Genomic DNA, 16,837 nt, shown 5'->3' on the forward strand with positions numbered 1-16,837 from the left:
TATATTTAGTTTTAAGTTAGGAGTTAGGAGTTAGGAATTGTTAACTCCTCGCTCCTCACTATCTATTCGTCATCTTCCAGCGATTCGCGGGAAAGAGATTCGTATGTTGGTCGAGGAGGTGTGCGACGGGCTGATTGGTCTGCCATCAAATCGACTTCCACATCTAGGGAACTGCCATCTGCTTGGGTTTCTACCTTGTGTACGGCAATGTCTAACCCTAATGATTGCAACTCGCGCATTAGCACCTTAAAGGACTCTGGGGTTCCAGGTCGGGGAATTGCCTTACCTTTAACGATCGCATTTAACGCTTCATTCCGTCCTTGCATATCGTCAGATTTAACTGTGAGCAATTCCTGTAAGGTATAAGCTGCACCAAAGGCTTCCAATGCCCACACTTCCATTTCTCCAAACCGCTGACCACCTTGTTGGGCTTTACCACCCAAGGGTTGCTGAGTCACCAGTGAGTATGGGCCTGTGGAACGAGCGTGGATCTTATCATCCACCAAATGCACCAGCTTCAGCATGTAAGCCACACCGATAGTGATTGCTCGGTCAAAGGGTTCGCCTGTACGACCGTCATACACCATGATTTTGCCTGGATTATCTGGGTTATATACCCAGTCTTTGCCTGTTTCGTCTCGTGCTTCTTGCAATTTGCCATGCACAATTCGGCGGGATGACTCTTCACCGTACATTTCGTCAAAGGGAGTAATCTTAAATCGCACTCCCAAGGTCTGACCAGCCCAACCCAAGAGGCACTCAAATACTTGTCCGACGTTCATCCGACTGGGTACACCCAAGGGGTTAAGTACAATGTCCACTGGTGAACCATCGGGCAAATAAGGCATATCTTCCGCTGGTAATATCCGAGAAATAATCCCTTTATTCCCGTGGCGTCCTGCCATTTTGTCACCAACTTGGATTTTGCGTTTTTGGGCAACATATACTCGGACTACCATATTGGCTCCTGGTGGCAGTTCATCACCTTGTTCACGAGTAAACAAGCGCACATCAACTACGCGACCTTTTTCACCGTTTGGTACTCGCAGAGAATTGTCCCGCACATCCCGGGCTTTTTCACCGAAAATAGCCCGCAACAGTTTTTCTTCTGGTGGTTGGTCAGATTCACCTTTTGGTGTGACTTTTCCTACCAAGATATCACCAGCTTCTACCCATGCTCCAATGCGAATGATTCCCTGTTCATCCAACTGACGCAAGGCATCTTCGCCGACGTTGGGAATTTCTCTAGTGATTTCTTCTGGCCCCAGTTTCGTCTGTCTAGCTTCAATTTCATATTTTTCAATGTGAATTGAGGTGTAGACATCATCCTGCACCAGTCTTTCAGAAATTAATATTGCATCTTCGTAGTTGTAGCCTTCCCAAGGCATATAGGCAACTACAATATTTTGTCCTAGCGCCAATTCACCGCCTTCAGTGGAGGAGCCATCAGCCAGCACCTGACCAGCAACAACACGTTCACCAATACGGACGAGAGGTTTCTGATTTAAACAGGTATCTTGGTTTGAGCGTTGGTACTTGGAAAGGGTGTACTTAATTTCTGGAGTGCTAGGTTTAGGACGAACGCGAATTTCTGTGGCATCCACATAGGTGACATCGCCATCGGTGCGCGATACAACTACCATCCCAGAGTCTCTTGCTCCTTGTGCTTCCAAACCTGTACCCACCAGAGGACGCTCTGGCTTCAGCAGGGGTACTGCTTGCCGTTGCATGTTTGACCCCATCAGCGCTCGGTTAGCGTCATCATGCTCCAAGAAGGGAATCATGCTGGTCGCTACTGACACAATCTGTACTGGAGATACTGCTACGTAGTCCACCTGTTCTGGTGTTGTGGTGGAGAACTCTTGGCGATAACGGACTGGCACTTGTGGCCCAATAATGTGCCCGGTTTCATCTACAGGAATATCTCCCGGAGCAACCCGCAGGTCGTCTTCTTCATCAGCTGTCATGTAGGCTGGAGGCAGATCAAATCTGACTCGCCCATTTTCCACAGGTCTAAATGGCGTTTCTAAGAAGCCGTACAGGTTCACCCGCGCATGGGTTGCTAAGGAGCCAATCAATCCGGCGTTGGGGCCTTCTGGTGTCTCAATCGGGCAAATACGTCCATAGTGACTAGGATGAATATCCCGCACAGCAAACCCAGCCCGTTCGCGGGTTAAACCGCCAGGGCCAAGGGCACTCAGACGGCGTTTGTGGGTCAATTCTGCCAGAGGATTGGTTTGATCCATGAACTGACTTAACTGGCTGGAACCAAAGAATTCTTTAATTGCTGCTACCAATGGTTTGGGGTTCACCAAGGAAGCGGGAGTTAGCACTTCGGCATCCGATACGGTCATCCGTTCCCGAATTATTCTTTCTAGGCGATTTAAGCCCACCCGCACTTGGTTTTGCAGCAATTCACCGACGCTTCTCACCCGCCGATTTCCTAAGTGGTCAATGTCATCGATATTACCAATATCATATTCTAGGTTAATCAGGTAATCCACGGCTGCCAAAATATCCCCAGCAGTCAGCACGCGCATTGTGTCGGGAACAGAAAGGCGCAATTTCTTGTTGAGCTTGTACCGTCCAACACGACCAAGGTCATAACGTTTCGGGTCAAAGAAACGAGAGTCTAAGAGCTGTTGTCCACCTAAGACTGTGGGTGGTTCACCAGGACGCAGTTTGCGATATAACTCCATCAGGGCTTCTTCTTCAGAGAATTGCCCTTCTTTTTCGATGGTTTTTTGGAAATATTCTGGATGGCGTAAGGCGTCAAAGATTTCGTTGTCTGATAACCCTAAAGCTTTTAGGAGTACCTGCGCTGAGAGTTTGCGGGTTTTGTCAATGCGTACCCACACCAAATCGTTACGGTCTGTTTCAAATTTCAGCCATGCTCCCCGGTTGGGAATTAAGCTAGCTGAATAAGTGCGTCGCCCGTTTTTGTCTATTTCTGATTTGTAATAAACCCCTGGCGATCGCACTATTTGATTGACAATTACCCGCTCGGCTCCGTTAATAATAAACGTGCCGCGATCGGTCATCAAAGGCAAATCCCCAATAAATACCTCTTGCTCTTTGATTTCCCCGGTTTCTTTGTTAATCAAGCGTGTGGGAACATACATTTGAACGGCATAGGTACTGTCCCGGCGTTTGGCTTCTTCGACGCTGTACTTTGGCTCCTTGAGTTTATAGTTATGACCCAAAAAGTGTAGTTCTAGTTTGCCCGTATAATCTGTGATCGGACTAAAGGAGTTAAGTTCTTCTATCAGCCCTTCTTCCAAAAACCAGCGAAAGCTTGACCGCTGGATTTCAATCAAGTCGGGCAACAGAAAGGCGGGTTCCATATACGTTTCTTTAGTCATGCCTTTTCCTTTGTCAACCTGGTAAAATTTTCCCGTGGACACTGCTGTTTGACGCTTCCCACTGCTAGCCAGTGTCCTTAGCTGTCTGGGAACTTTTTCTTACACACTTGTTATTTACAGGTGTGGGCAAACGCAGCGATTAAAGCTGGAATGAGCAATTTGGACTAGGGGATAATCGCCCCTAATCGGGTACTCAGACGCCAAAAACCCACTATAGTCTTGATTTAAGAAGAATATACAGTTGAGATATTCCTGAGTTTTATCTACTTTCTTCATTTCCCCTCCAAAAAGCGCGTTAATTTGCTGACGCAGCTCTAGACGGTGTGTTTTAAATCCACCCGCCTATTTATACTCTCAGTGATATCCTAGATATCCTAAGACTGAGGGAATGATCCGTACCTTGTCGGCTTTTAATCAGAATCACTTCGTTTTGCTCGATTGTACTCACAAGGCAATTTCGTTTAACGATTTTGTATAGGTTAAATACACACCAAGCCGATGTTGTGCAAAAGTCTAGCTCAATTTGGGTTGGCACGTTTAGTCATGTGTGGAGAGCATCCGCTTGTAGAGATTTGGAGGATGGCCAAGCCGATAACATTACGGAAAATTAGGCTCAGAAATTTTAGGTTCCTTCCTTTATCATTATGGCGCAAGCAAAATGTTTTTGAGGGAATAATATTAACATATTTTTGTCCCCCTAGAGGTTTATTTTTTTTAGCACAACTGAATAAAAGAGATTAAAGCCCACTTTATATTGACAGACCGAATAATTCACAGGCATTCTGAGTGGTTTGATGGGCGATCGCTTCTACCGTTTCCTGACGTAATTTAGCTACTTGCTCGGCGACATAAAGCACGTAGGCAGGCTCGTTACGCCTCTGGCCGCGTTTAGGAACTGGAGCCAGAAATGGGCAGTCTGTTTCAATCAGTAGGCGATCGCTACTCACCATCGCTGCGGAGGATTGGATCGCTTTGGCGTTTTTGAACGTCACCGTCCCACTAAAGCTGATGTAGAAGCCTAAATCGAGAAACCATTGAGTTTCTTCTGGCGTTCCTCCCCAGCAATGCATGACACCGCGCACTCTTTCTCCTTTGAATTTTCGCCATTTTTGCAACACTTCTCTAGTTTGGACAGCAGCATCGCGGCAGTGGATAATCACTGGTAAGTTAAGTTCCGATGCGATCGCTAACTGCGATTCAAACACCATAAGCTGATGCTCATAGTTATCAGCTTTGTAAAAATCCAGCCCCATTTCCCCAATTGCTACCACATGAGAGTCAGAACTCGCCAAAGTTTTGATTTTTTCGGCTGTCTCGCTATTCCATTTATCAGCATCTAAAGGATGTAATCCCACGGCAAAGCTGATTTCAGGAAACTCTTGTACTATGGATTGAATACTGGAAAACTCCTCAGGGTGAACACAGGAATGTACTAAATGCACTACACCTGCTTCTTGCCATCGCGATCGCACTGTTGCTAAATCCGGCTGGAAACTATCAAAGTTGAGATGGACGTGCGTATCTATTAGTTGCATTTTTTTGTCCTTTGTCATTTGTCATAAATTGTTAGCGCTGATCACAACTAATGACAAATGACCCTCCGGGTAGAATCCTTCTGTTGTCAAAGAAGCTACGCGAGCACCTATGCTTTGCGATTCCCAGCTGATCAAGAGAGAAATCACGCCTGCCACTTGTTTGAATTTGGCAGAGCCTACGCCAGTCGCTCATGGGGAGCAACTACGGTGAGTCCAGCACTGCGGGAGGGTTTCCCTCCGTAGGTGACTGGCGAACCCGTAAGGGTGGACGGGTTAAGAGGCATAGAGCAAGTGGTATGGAAACCCTCAACATTGCACTGGCTTCTCAGATGCTTTCTACGAGATGCTACACGTAGCTTGCTTCAACCTAGATGTACGCATACTCTTTGCCACAGTCTCTCCAAGAGTTGAGGCTGCGCTATGCGCTGAAGCGTTTTACACCACTTGCTACAACTTTGCGAAACTTCATAGCACAGTGGCTCCTTGAGTTACAAGAGCGCACTGGCTTACCAATGACTATTCAGCTGCTGTTTGAGTTAAAGGTTTTAGTTTATGAGCTAATCTCGACTTTTTCCTTGCTCCATTGTTGGGGTGAAGGACACCCCGTTTGATCGCTTTATCGATTTTGCCGTAAGCCTCGGATAACCGAGCCTGTGCTTCTTGTTTTAATTCTGGGGTAGGATTAGCCGCATAGACAGCTATAGCATTAAAGTATTTCTTCATCAGCGTCTTGACTGCTGATTTGTAAGCTTTATTACGCAGTCGGTTACGTTCTGCGATTTCGGCACGCTTGAGAGCAGACTTTGTATTCGCCACAGTCAATTCCAAAAATACTATTTATATGTACACACACTACTAGACTTACTAATATAGCATCTAAATTGCCAATGTTATAATTTCCGAAAAAAATTCTCCCATTGGGGATTAGGTACCGGAGATTGGGGAAAAATTTAGTCCCTAGTAGATTACGGCGTAAATAAACATACCATACCCTCCGGGAAGCCGCTCTGCGTCTACAAAATGGCGCAAGAGCAAGGAATACAACTCTTTTGACTTTTGACTTTTGCCTTGCGGTACTAGTCTTTGCTGCCTAATCTCCAGTTCTTAATTTGGTTTGCCGTCAATTTGGCAAATGCGTTAAAATAAGGTACATCAAATAAAATAGTAACCCTAACTCATCACCTGGTTAAGCAATGTGATTGCCAATATAATAATCTGTCCCTAAAACGGATATATTGTCAAAGGCAAGGAACTGTAAACAGCTAAATTTCAGGGGTTCCAAAGTATAAAACCGATATATCGTGTCTGTACACATGTTAACTACTAAAAGTTAGGAAAATAAGTACAAATTATACTCAGACCCTATCCCCTGTAAATCCGGGGGGCTGGATGTGTAAACACACAACCTGCACCAGAGCAAGGAGTCAGGGTAAGGGCATAAGGGTAGTGGAAAATGGCACGCCCACTTCCTGCCGCTAGCCTGCCGAGGCTTTGTCGGACTGAGCAATTAAGTCGCCTTCTCAAGTAAATTATCTGCTGGCAGCCTTGAGAGTATCAAAAAAATCCAGGTTAAGCTAGAGAAGAGAATTAGAGTCAGCTTCCACACCCCAGTTGGTCAAGAGCAATACTAAATCTCAGGTGGGAATATTATAATTTTGGCATTGTCCTTACTCCATGCTGCGAATCATTACTCAGCAGGCAGACGTCAGAGCAGAACTACAACGGATCTGCGATCGCACCCATGACGAACAGGTACTTCACAAAGAAGCAACGGTGCGGGAAGTTTTGCAAGCAGTGAAGCGCCAAGGCGACAAAGCTGTATTGCATTACACAGCCGAATTTGACAAACAAACCCTGAAAGCAGAAGAACTCCGAGTTACAGGCTCAGAACTAGATGCAGCCTATCAGCAGGTGTCAAAGGAGTTGCTTGATGCAGTTCGGCTAGCTTGCCGCAATATTGAAGCGTTTCATCGTCAGCGAGTACCGAAAAGCTGGGTACACTTTGGTTACGATGAAGTAGTACTGGGCAAACGCTACACACCCGTAGACCGAGCCGGGTTGTATGTGCCTGGCGGCCGTGCCGCCTATCCCAGTACAGTGCTGATGAATGCAATTCCGGCTCATGTTGCTGCTGTACCCCACGTGGTGATGGTAACACCACCAGGCCCAGGGGGTGCGATTAACCCAGCAGTCTTGGTAGCTGCCCAAGAAGCAGGGGTGCAAGAAATTTATCGTATTGGAGGCGCACAAGCGATCGCCGCTTTAGCCTATGGCACAGAAACGATTCCGAAAGTGAATGTAATTACTGGGCCTGGTAACATTTATGTCACCCTAGCGAAAAAACTTGTTTACGGCACTGTCGGCATTGATTCTTTGGCAGGCCCCAGCGAAGTGCTGGTGATTGCCGATGAAACTGCAAATCCGGTGCATGTCGCTGCTGACTTGCTGGCCCAAGCGGAACACGATCCAATGGCGGCAGCAATTTTGCTGACGACAGATGCTGCTTTGGCGAAAAACGTGCAATTAGCCTTGGAAAGACAGCTAGTGGATCACCCACGGCGAATAGACACAGAAAAAGCGATCGCTCATTATGGGTTGATTGTCCTTGTGGAATCGCTCCAAGCAGCAGCAGAACTCTCAAATGAATTTGCCCCCGAACACCTGGAATTAGAAATCAAAGACCCTTGGGCGCTCTTACCACAGATTCGCCACGCTGGGGCAATCTTTTTGGGTTACTCAACACCTGAAGCTGTAGGAGACTATTTGGCAGGCCCTAACCATACCTTGCCAACTTCTGGTGCTGCCCGCTATGCTTCGGCATTAGGGGTTGAAACTTTCCTCAAACACTCCAGTATTATTCAATACTCCCAAACTGCACTGCAAAATGTCGCTAGTGCCATTGATGTGCTAGCAACAGCAGAGGGCTTACCTTCCCATGCTGATTCAGTCCGACGCCGAATTCAGCAAGAAGAGTGATTTGGAATGCTTAATTTTTTGCCGTACTGTTGGCAAAAGTCACTCTATAGCTTCAGACTAAAAATTTGGATGGCGATACCTACGGTAAGCTACGCTAACGCACACCATTTGCTATCCTGCCTTCAGCCGCCCTTTAAGCGTCCACAAGTTGGGCATTGCCGACGGCACAGTTGCTTCAAAAGTCGGGGATTGATTGCCGGATGGCAGTTCCTTGGGTAGGGTTTCTTTATCTAAGGAACTGGTGAAAAACTTCTCCACACCAGTTGCTAAAACCCACCAGCGTGAAAGTCGTGTAAAACGAACCTATGGCGCAGCCTCGAATATAGGATTTATAATTTGATTTTTGAAATGTAGGCTGTGTTAGACGAAAGTACGGCATCGTCTGAACGTACCCTACATAATATTTAGATTTATCTCAAAAATCAAATCGGATTGCTATATACAGCGTATTGCAGGTAAATGAAGTACACGGGTAGGGGCGCAACATGTTGTGCCCCTACGATGATCTGTACCTCACCTTGGCGTAGCCTAAGAAGAGAAGTTGCAATCTGCTGTATAAACTAACGCGATGTGCGATTTAATATTCTGATCTCTCTCCTAAAAGGCTTTGATTTTTGCTCCCCAAGGCCAGTAGGGAAGGGGTTGGGGATTAGGTTTGAGAGAAAGTCGCACATGGCGTAAACTAAATAGTCAGATGGAAAATTAATTTAGTGTAGCTGCCAACAAATTTTGCTAGATACTTATATAAGGGGTCTACTCTTTAGGAGACGAGAGCAGTGCTAAAGAATATTTTGGTAGCTCTAGACGGTTCGGAAGTTGCAGAACGAGTAATTCAGACTTTAGATGATTTGGCGTTGTTAAAAGATGCAAAAATTATTCTCTGTCATGTGTTTCCCACCCCAGAGTCAGAGATGGAACTACCTGCTGATTGTCCTCAGCCAGAGTCCCCAACATTTTCTTATTTTCATATTGAAAAACAGCTGCGATCATATCAGGAAAAGTTATCAGTCACTTGTGAGTTAGAACTGGTAACTGGTGATCCTGCTGATGAAATTATTCGCCTTGCCAATATTTACAAAACTGACTTGATTCTAATTGGTAGCCGGGGGTTGATGGGGATGAAGCGAATTGTCCAAGGTTCTGTTAGCAGTCAAGTTGTGGAAGAGGCTAATTGTTCAGTGTTAGTCGTCAAACCAAAATAAAAATTTGCAACGGGAAGCAATGACTATAACTACCCCAAAACTAGCCTTTGAGGAATATCTGAAATATGATGATCGCACTGATACCTGCTATGAATTTGACAAAACCCAAAAAAATAAGAGGTTTTATTCCTGCGTGGTTAAAAATTTGACCTTTTACAAAGCTGTTTTCACTTAAGATAACGAGAGCAAACGCCTACCAAAATGCTTGTATTCCATATCTCATATTAATTCTGTATGAAGATGCACAGAATAATCCGCCTGAAATCCTTGCTAGATAAAGGGACTATTCTATGTAGGCTCACATAGAATTGGTATCAACAGAGAAAATATCAGGAATTATGGTATGTTCACCTTACTTACTCCAAACGAATAGACAGACTTGCTTATTCGTTTGGAGTAAGTTCCTTAAAAAGAGTTTCGTTATCGTTCACAAATTACTAGATTGTGATGAATCTGGTTGATTTATCAAATAGCAATGCTTACTTCCCTACTCAAGGTAAGCAGCATCTTTAGCTAAAAGTACCATTTAAGTTTATCAACAGTTGCCTACTAGCAACCGTTGATAGACTTTGTTAAGTTTCTCGAAGAAAAATATGTGGGTGACAATAAACGTATGCTAAGATAACTGCTATCAAGCAAATAGCTAATAACTTGCCAGGATGTAAGTAGATTAGCAATTAAGACAGGCGCAAAAGTAACTTAACCTGCTCGAACAGGATAGTTTATTTAAGAGCCTTTAGCCGAGTAAAGACGCTGTTAATAGTGTCTTTACTTACATTTATTGTTTCCCTTCTACTAAACTTCATAAGTTTGGCTATTGCACTGACAGGATAGTTAAACAGCTGGCACACCAACAGCACTAGATCCACCATTACCACCAGTAATAGTGCCTCCATTAACAATAACAGTCCCAGAGCCGCTATTTATAATGCCAGCGCCGCCAGCGCCGCCAGCACCGCCAATAAATTTAAGTATTAACTTAAGGAGAAAGAATTTACTAGCTTCCTTATTGTGCTTTTTCTGGCCTCCAGAGAGATTGCCCTCTTCGTTGGCAGTTAGTGTGGTGAACAATGTGCTTTCCATAATCTTAGTTCTGGGTTGATTGTGGTGATTAAAGTCACGTCACTCCAAATTAATAGATATAAACGTGAAAGAGTATATTTAGTAACTTGTTTGTGCTGTTAGAAGTATTATACGGCTCTTGCCAGTCAGATCAAATAATTATTCTTTGAAGAAAGAAAAATATATTGTACCTATTTTTCTTCAACAAAGATATTACATAGTTAATATTTATACAAATTTCATTAAAAATAACTTTTTATCTATCAAAAAATCGCAGGTGTCAATCTATATATAGATATAAATATGGCGCTCTAAAAGCTTAATTTCGTTTTTCAAAAAATATAATGAAGCTTGTTACGTATTAATACTGATAAATTCATGAAAATACCGAGAATTCAAGATTTAGTCAATCTCAACAAACAACATTTTTTATACGAGTTGTACTTAAATAAATTTCTCAAACTCAAAACGGAATTTTTCATTTTTGAATAAGTATTTTTATGTAAAAAATGTTTTTTTACAATTATTTTATACAGCACTCGTCTAAATTAGTATAATTTATTTTAATATAAAACCTTTAATTTTGCTTAATTGTTGATTAAGTTAATTATACAAATTTTTCTTCTTAGTCCGGAGAATAGACTTGCCAAAACGGAGCTCAATAGATTTACACATCTTCGCCCGGATGCTCCCTTTATTGTGATTGCAGATGCTCCGTTTCCTCCTGCTCCTCCAAGTGCTCCGTTTTTTCCGGGTCTCCGTTGGTATCCCCTCAATACTTCGGGGTATATACATTTTGACTTTTCAAACAACTGAAAATCAATGCGGAAAATAGAGAAACGCTAGACTAAACGGAAAGCAAGTCGGGCTTTATCCCCTCCTTAAAAGACAGGGCTTCTCGCCCTTCGGTATTGTTTTGATAGAGACAAGGGAGATTTTCCTTGTCTCTACCTTCAGTCGAATCAACGTCTTTGAGTTACCAAAAACTGACGCAAGCTCAACAAACTCAAGGTTTGACCCAAATTCAAGGGCAAAATTGAAATTCCTTCCAAGCGAGACTGCACCCAACCTTCTCCCCAGTACCATTCGTGGAACCCGTCAATGCCTCCGCTGAGTACTAAGCGGAGACAGTTGGATTTTACAACATCTACTTGATGATGAATCGAGACTGGCCCAGTCCAGGTCGTAAACTGGAATCCTGGAAGCAGTTCTTCTGGCATTCCTGGCGCAAAGCGTTGCCCTAAGAGCCATTTTTCTAGTTGTACCGGATGCAGCAGACTGTCACGAATTGCATCTGTTGAGGCTTCGATTTCGATCCGCAGTTGGCTTTGTTGAAAATTACCCAGCATTTTTCTAGAATTACCTAAAGGTGAGACATCGCTATTTCTAATATTGCAAATACAATCACTGATTATTACGGCATCACTTTTCTACCAGCCGAGAACTTAGAATAGAAAAAGTGAACTTGTTAAGAAATGTAAGGTTATTCATGGCGGATCAGTTAATTCGTGCAACAGCAGCCGAAGGTGGAATTCGTGCCATAGGTGTGATCACCACACGTTTAACAGAAGAAGCACGGGGGCGCCACAAGCTTTCTTATGTGGCAACGGCAGCACTAGGTCGGACTATGGCAGCAGGCTTGTTAATGGCTTCTAGCATGAAGCGAACTGGGTCGAGGGTCAATGTCCGGGTGAAGGGTGATGGGCCTTTAGGTGGCATATTGGTAGATGCAGGCTTAGATGGTACGGTACGCGGATATGTAGGAAATCCATCTGTGGAATTGCCTCCCAATGCCAAAGGTAAACTAGACGTTGGTGGTGCAGTGGGTGGCGGCTACCTCTACGTTGTGCGGGATATCGGTTATGGTTATCCTTACTCTAGTACGGTAGAATTAGTTTCTGGCGAAATTGGCGATGATGTGGCTCATTATTTAGTAAATTCCGAACAAACACCTTCAGCTTTAGTTTTAGGTGTGTTTGTGGGAGCAGGTGGAGTGACGGCTGCTGGAGGATTACTAGTACAAGTATTGCCTAAAGCTGCCAGAGACGAAGCCCTAGTAGAAACTTTGGAATCACGGGTAGCTGGTCTAGCAGGATTTACGCCATTGTTGCAAGCTGGGAAGACTTTGACTGAAATCTTTGGCGACTTGTTGGGAGACATGGGGCTGGCAATCTTTCCCGAACGGCAAATGCTGCGCTTCCACTGTGGTTGTTCTTTTGATCGCGTTTTGGGGGCACTGAAGATTTTAGGAGAAGCCGAACTGCAAGATATGATTATTAAAGATGATGGTGCTGAGGCAACTTGCGAATTTTGTGGCAACGTTTACCAGGCAAGTAGTGATCAGTTAGCTCAACTAATTGCCGATTTGCAAGCTGAATCTTCCGTTTCAGGATAAAGTATAAAATAACACTGATTTTTGAGATTGAGAATGGTACTCTGTGGAGAGAGATAATCAAAAAAGTAGCTTTTTAATCATGAGAAAGTTACTATGTCAACAATGGAATTATCGACCTAAAGCAGAGCGCTATTCAATTATTTTGGTGTGAGAGATGACAGAGCGGGATATTCCAGACAGTTGGTCAAGAGCCAGTGGAAGAGAGCCAGATCAAAACACAAGATTATCCCGAACAGAAGAATTCGGTGAAACTCAGCCATTTGATGTCCCAGCTACTGGTTCTGCCTCCAAGTCAGTGAAGCGGCGAAAAAAAAACGATACCGTACTACAGGGAAGCAAGCTACGCAAAGCATCTCGTAGAGAAGGATTACCTATAAATAGTCATTTAGAAGAAACTGCCCAACTCAGTAGAAGTCCTGGAAAATGGCCGCGCTGGATGAAAAGCTGGATATTGTGGCTAACACTGCTAATGTTGATTCCTGGCAGTGTTGGATTATTGGCAATGGCAATGCTGCTAAAGTTGCCCTCTGCCCCTAATTGCCCATCGATTTTCTGGCCCCTAGCTAGTGCTTCTGTGCGGCTACACTGCGCTCAGTTAGCGGCTTCTAAGCAGACAGTGAACGACCTATTGCAAGCGATCGCTCTGGTAAAGCAACTACCACAAAATCACCCGTTGCATGGAGAAATTGATCGTTTCATAGAAGAATGGTCGCGGGATATTTTGAAGCTAGCTGATCAAAGTTTCCAAACAGGGAATTTAGATGAAGCGATCGCTACTGCTCAGAAAATACCCCAAGACGTGGCGGCTTATAAATTAGTTGATGAGCAAGTTAGCAAATGGCAGTCAATTTGGTCAAAGGCAGAAGCCACATACAACGGTGCGATCGCCGAAGTTCGGGAACGGCGCTGGCAATCAGCATTCATGTTATCCGCCAAAATGCTGCGCGTAGACAATCAATACTGGGCGGGTACTAAATACGACCAATTGAATCGTCTAATTGCCACAGCGCGGGAAGATAGCGATAAGTTAGGAAAAGCCGAAAGTTTAGCAAGTAGCAAAGTAGTCGATAATTTACTAGAAGCTATTAAGCTAGCCGAGTCAATTGGACAGGAAAGTTACATTTACCAAAAAGCTCAGGAAGCGATTCCCACATTTGGACGCAAAATGCTGGAACTGGCACAGGCAAAACTAGACAAGCGGGATGCTGATGAAGCACTGAATATTGCCAGACAAATTCCAGAAAGTGCGAAACTACAGGGCGAAACAGATGACTTTATGGCCATAGCTGACGCCAAAAGGAGTGCTTGGATCGGTAATGTTTCTGGTTTAGAAGCAGCGATCGCTCAAGCGCAACAAATTGATCCTTCCAGACCAGCGTATAACGAAGCACAAGAACTGATTGCTCGTTGGCAGTTGGAAATTGAAGATGTTGCCCATTTGGAAAAAGCGAGAATATTGGCTAGCCAAGGAACAGTCCCTAATTTAACAGCAGCGATCGCTCAAGTGCAGCTGATCCCTACTAGTAACCCCAGAGCCACAGAAGCTAGGCAAGAGATCGGTCGCTGGAGTGCCCAAGTTGAGACCATTGAAGACCAACCTTACTTAGAACGCGCCGAACAGATAGCAATATTCGACGATATTAACTCTTTGCAAGCTGCGATCGCCCAAGCCAGCGAAATTCGTAGAGGTCGTGCATTATATCCAGAAGCACGGAAAAAAATTCGTACTTGGGTAGGAAAGATTCAGCGAATTCAAGACCAACCCTACTTGGATCAAGCACAAGAACTGGCTCAGAGTGGAAATCTCATCGGTGCCATTAGCACGGCTCAACAAATTGCATCCTCGGGAAGGGCGCTTTCTGGAGAAGCACAAGCTGCGATCAATGACTGGGAAGGGCAAATCCGCACCACAGAAAACTGGAAAAAAGCCCAAGAAGTGGGTGCGGCTGGCACGCCAGAAGCCTTAGTTGAGGCAATACGACTGGCGGATCGGGTTTCAAGCAATAGCATCTTACGTATGGATGCGAATCTGGCTATTGACCAGTGGAGTAAGCAATTGTTAGAAATAGCACGCTCTCAAGGTCAGTCTGATATTGCCAAAGGGATTGAGATTGCTAAATCGATTCCACGCACTAGTGCTGCTTACAGTGCGGCGCAAGAGCAAATTAGGACTTGGCAGGAATTTCTTAATCCTCAACCGAAGCCTCAACTGGAGCCTCAGCCTCAGCTTGAATCTCCACAATTGCTACCATCAACGACTACTAATGGGCAGTGATTATCTAGAGCGATCTTCAAGTCAATAGACCATAGTGTGGCTACTTACTAAGCATCTCAATATTGCCGATAGTCGGCATAATTACTAATCTTTATTCTCAGGTAAGACTTGGCAAGTTTTTAAGTTTCAAAAATTTTCTTCTTCTAATGCTTCTTTCATCTAATTTCGGAGGCAATTATGATTTTATCAGGACTTACGCAAAAATTGCCAAAAAGCTTAATTTATCGAACCGCCAACGCGCAGCATTTCCAAGAGTTGACGCCAAGGACACCTCGCGCAGCGTCTCGTAGAGAAGAATTCGTAGAGTGTGCGTAAGTCCTATTTATGAGACATTCCCATAGGCCGCAAAATCTCGACTTTTCAAAGCGAGGATGTAGCGCCAACGGCGAATTTTATCAGGCAATGTAGGATTAAGCTTCTTAGCTTAACCAAATCTTCTTGTCATAGCTGGGTTTCTGGCGAGTGGATTTCTGCCGAACAGCTTGATGATGGTTTGAGCAAATTCTCTATTATCGTAAAACTCATGCATCAAAGTAATAGGTTGGGAATAAAGTTGATCGCTGGAAAAGATCGACTTCCAATCTAGTTCGGTGCTATTAGCAACTCCAACTTCTTTCATCTTTTTGAGAAATTCATAAGCAATTAGCCCTTGACCGATGGCAGACGGATGAATGCCATCCAAACTAAATAGTCCACCTTGTCGTAGTCGTCCAGTAGTGTCTGCGTGATAGTATTTAGTGTTGACTTGGGGATAGACAAACTTGAAGTATTCTGGGAATTCATACTGCACCTGTCCAGCATTTCGCTTGAAGGCGATTTGTTGTAAGGCATTGGCAAGATCAACAATGTGATAGCGTGGTTGCGGATACTGATTGTTCTTACTATCGACCAGTTTTCTGATTACTTTGTTGTATGTGCGAATACAGTCATCAATGTAGAGGGTATCTTGTAGCGTCAGATATAGGGTTCCGGTTTCTCTAACTGTATCTTCTTCAAAGGGAAAATAAGTGTAGTATTTGTAGTAAACTGAAGGTTTCTCTTCTCCCGGCACATCAATTTCAGTAGTTGAACCTACGCCTTTTGCCAATGGCGCAATAGTTACAAGCGGTATTGTTCCAATGAAGACATTCCAATCAGGGTTGCTGTTACTTTGCATGATTGTATCAACCCGATCAAGCAATTGTTGATATTCAGCCTCGAAATCCTTAGGATGCCACAGATTCCATTTTTCTCTGACCTCACGGAATGATTCGGGCTTTTGACTTGGGTTTATGAGAATCTGATCTAGGTCATTGGGAGTTTGATTAATTTCTAAACTGATTACAGTTCCAAGCGCATTGTTTGCTCCTAACCAGAGAATTAAATTCTCAACTCCCTCTGGAGCATTTGTATGATGGTGCTTCAACCAATCAAGTTGGCTATAGTTGTCATAAATAGGATTTAAAGACGGGTTGAGAACTTTAAGTGCAGTTCGATAGAAGGCAGCATTGGGCAGAGCCAAAAAACCAGGCTTACCCTCTCCTTTGTCGTTACTAAGTTTAATTTGATACTTGCAAACATTAGGTGTGATCATCCAAGAATCAGCAATATCAAAGCCCTGAATTGCTACATTGTGAAAGAAGTCAATTCCTCCTGGATAACGCTCCTCAGCACTACCTCCTAGCCGTTCATAGTAATCTTCAGCTTCATCAAGTACACCCTCAAGAGTTGGCAATATGGTCAGCCAATCTAAAGCGTTGATATCTGAGCCATATTTTTTTTCCAAACGCCGTAAAATCTTCTCAATATTGGCTGGTAATCCGCCCATTAACCATTCCGGATACAGATATTCAGCACCAACTTTTAGCCCCATTGACTTAGCAATCAAAGTTGAAAAACAAAGGTCTGTCCGGGCGGCTGCCAAAGACATAAAGCCTTGAGAAATACTATCACCAATTGTAAAGAGTTTCATTTACTGCCTTTATAGTTATAGTTTTTTGCGTGGAAGTACCAAGGCGGAAATCCTGATTTTTAAACTATATGATACTAAC

11 protein-coding genes are annotated in these 16,837 nt (G+C 44.0%); 4 read left to right on the plus strand and 7 right to left on the minus strand.

Going from position 1 to position 16,837, the window contains the following annotated elements; genetic code table 11:
- Positions 1-62: 62 nt before the first annotated feature.
- From rpoB to rpsT, 3 genes are all read right to left on the minus strand, one after another.
- On the minus strand, positions 63-3,362 hold the full coding sequence (rpoB, locus tag V7K48_RS24520) for a DNA-directed RNA polymerase subunit beta (RefSeq protein WP_334976333.1): 3,300 nt from the start codon (positions 3,360-3,362) through the stop codon (positions 63-65).
- 749 nt (positions 3,363-4,111) lie between these two features.
- The gene (locus tag V7K48_RS24525; RefSeq protein ID WP_335076416.1) at positions 4,112-4,897 is read right to left on the minus strand and encodes a TatD family hydrolase; all 786 of its coding nucleotides are present in this window, start codon (positions 4,895-4,897) and stop codon (positions 4,112-4,114) included.
- 516 nt (positions 4,898-5,413) lie between these two features.
- The gene (rpsT, locus tag V7K48_RS24530) at positions 5,414-5,713 is read right to left on the minus strand and encodes a 30S ribosomal protein S20 (protein ID WP_335076211.1); all 300 of its coding nucleotides are present in this window, start codon (positions 5,711-5,713) and stop codon (positions 5,414-5,416) included.
- Between the two features lie 858 nt (positions 5,714-6,571).
- Between rpsT and hisD the strand changes: the two genes are divergently transcribed.
- The gene (gene hisD, locus V7K48_RS24535) at positions 6,572-7,873 is read left to right on the plus strand and encodes a histidinol dehydrogenase (protein WP_335076213.1); all 1,302 of its coding nucleotides are present in this window, start codon (positions 6,572-6,574) and stop codon (positions 7,871-7,873) included.
- Between the two features lie 111 nt (positions 7,874-7,984).
- Here the strand turns inward: hisD and V7K48_RS24540 are convergent, their stop codons facing one another.
- Entirely contained in the window at positions 7,985-8,131 is a 147-nt protein-coding gene (locus V7K48_RS24540; protein ID WP_335076215.1) for a hypothetical protein, read from the minus strand.
- 518 nt (positions 8,132-8,649) lie between these two features.
- On the opposite strand from V7K48_RS24540, the gene V7K48_RS24545 reads away from it, so the two are divergent.
- A complete protein-coding gene (locus V7K48_RS24545; RefSeq protein ID WP_335076217.1) occupies positions 8,650-9,075 on the plus strand; it encodes a universal stress protein in 426 nt (141 codons plus the stop codon).
- Between the two features lie 834 nt (positions 9,076-9,909).
- Here the strand turns inward: V7K48_RS24545 and V7K48_RS24550 are convergent.
- On the minus strand, positions 9,910-10,158 hold the full coding sequence (locus V7K48_RS24550) for a hypothetical protein (protein ID WP_335076219.1): 249 nt from the start codon (positions 10,156-10,158) through the stop codon (positions 9,910-9,912).
- A gap of 941 nt (positions 10,159-11,099) precedes the next feature.
- A complete protein-coding gene (locus V7K48_RS24555; RefSeq protein ID WP_335076221.1) occupies positions 11,100-11,486 on the minus strand; it encodes a hypothetical protein in 387 nt (128 codons plus the stop codon).
- Between the two features lie 140 nt (positions 11,487-11,626).
- On the opposite strand from V7K48_RS24555, the gene hslO reads away from it, so the two are divergent.
- The gene (hslO, locus tag V7K48_RS24560; protein WP_335076223.1) at positions 11,627-12,532 is read left to right on the plus strand and encodes an Hsp33 family molecular chaperone HslO; all 906 of its coding nucleotides are present in this window, start codon (positions 11,627-11,629) and stop codon (positions 12,530-12,532) included.
- A gap of 154 nt (positions 12,533-12,686) precedes the next feature.
- Positions 12,687-14,807: a chromosome segregation ATPase gene (locus V7K48_RS24565; protein WP_335076225.1), complete on the plus strand. Its 2,121-nt coding sequence runs from the start codon at positions 12,687-12,689 to the stop codon at positions 14,805-14,807.
- A gap of 424 nt (positions 14,808-15,231) precedes the next feature.
- Here V7K48_RS24565 and V7K48_RS24570 read toward each other — a convergent pair whose 3' ends face one another.
- On the minus strand, positions 15,232-16,758 hold the full coding sequence (locus tag V7K48_RS24570) for a hypothetical protein (protein ID WP_335076227.1): 1,527 nt from the start codon (positions 16,756-16,758) through the stop codon (positions 15,232-15,234).
- Between the last annotated feature and the right edge of the window lie 79 nt (positions 16,759-16,837).

It is taken from the genome of Nostoc sp., assembly GCF_036919615.1.
Lineage (GTDB): Bacteria > Cyanobacteriota > Cyanobacteriia > Cyanobacteriales > Nostocaceae > Nostoc.

Bases quoted from the DNA above. Each gene is read 5' to 3' on its own strand.
- V7K48_RS24550 (WP_335076219.1), bottom strand. From the start codon at position 10,158: ATGGAAAGCACATTGTTCACCACACTAACTGCCAACGAAGAGGGCAAT.
- hslO (WP_335076223.1), top strand. From the start codon at position 11,627: ATGGCGGATCAGTTAATTCGTGCAACAGCAGCCGAAGGTGGAATTCGT.
- hisD (WP_335076213.1), top strand. From the start codon at position 6,572: ATGCTGCGAATCATTACTCAGCAGGCAGACGTCAGAGCAGAACTACAA.
- V7K48_RS24555 (WP_335076221.1), bottom strand. From the start codon at position 11,486: ATGCTGGGTAATTTTCAACAAAGCCAACTGCGGATCGAAATCGAAGCC.
- V7K48_RS24570 (WP_335076227.1), bottom strand. From the start codon at position 16,758: ATGAAACTCTTTACAATTGGTGATAGTATTTCTCAAGGCTTTATGTCT.
- V7K48_RS24525 (WP_335076416.1), bottom strand. From the start codon at position 4,897: ATGCAACTAATAGATACGCACGTCCATCTCAACTTTGATAGTTTCCAG.
- V7K48_RS24565 (WP_335076225.1), top strand. From the start codon at position 12,687: ATGACAGAGCGGGATATTCCAGACAGTTGGTCAAGAGCCAGTGGAAGA.
- rpoB (WP_334976333.1), bottom strand. From the start codon at position 3,362: ATGACTAAAGAAACGTATATGGAACCCGCCTTTCTGTTGCCCGACTTG.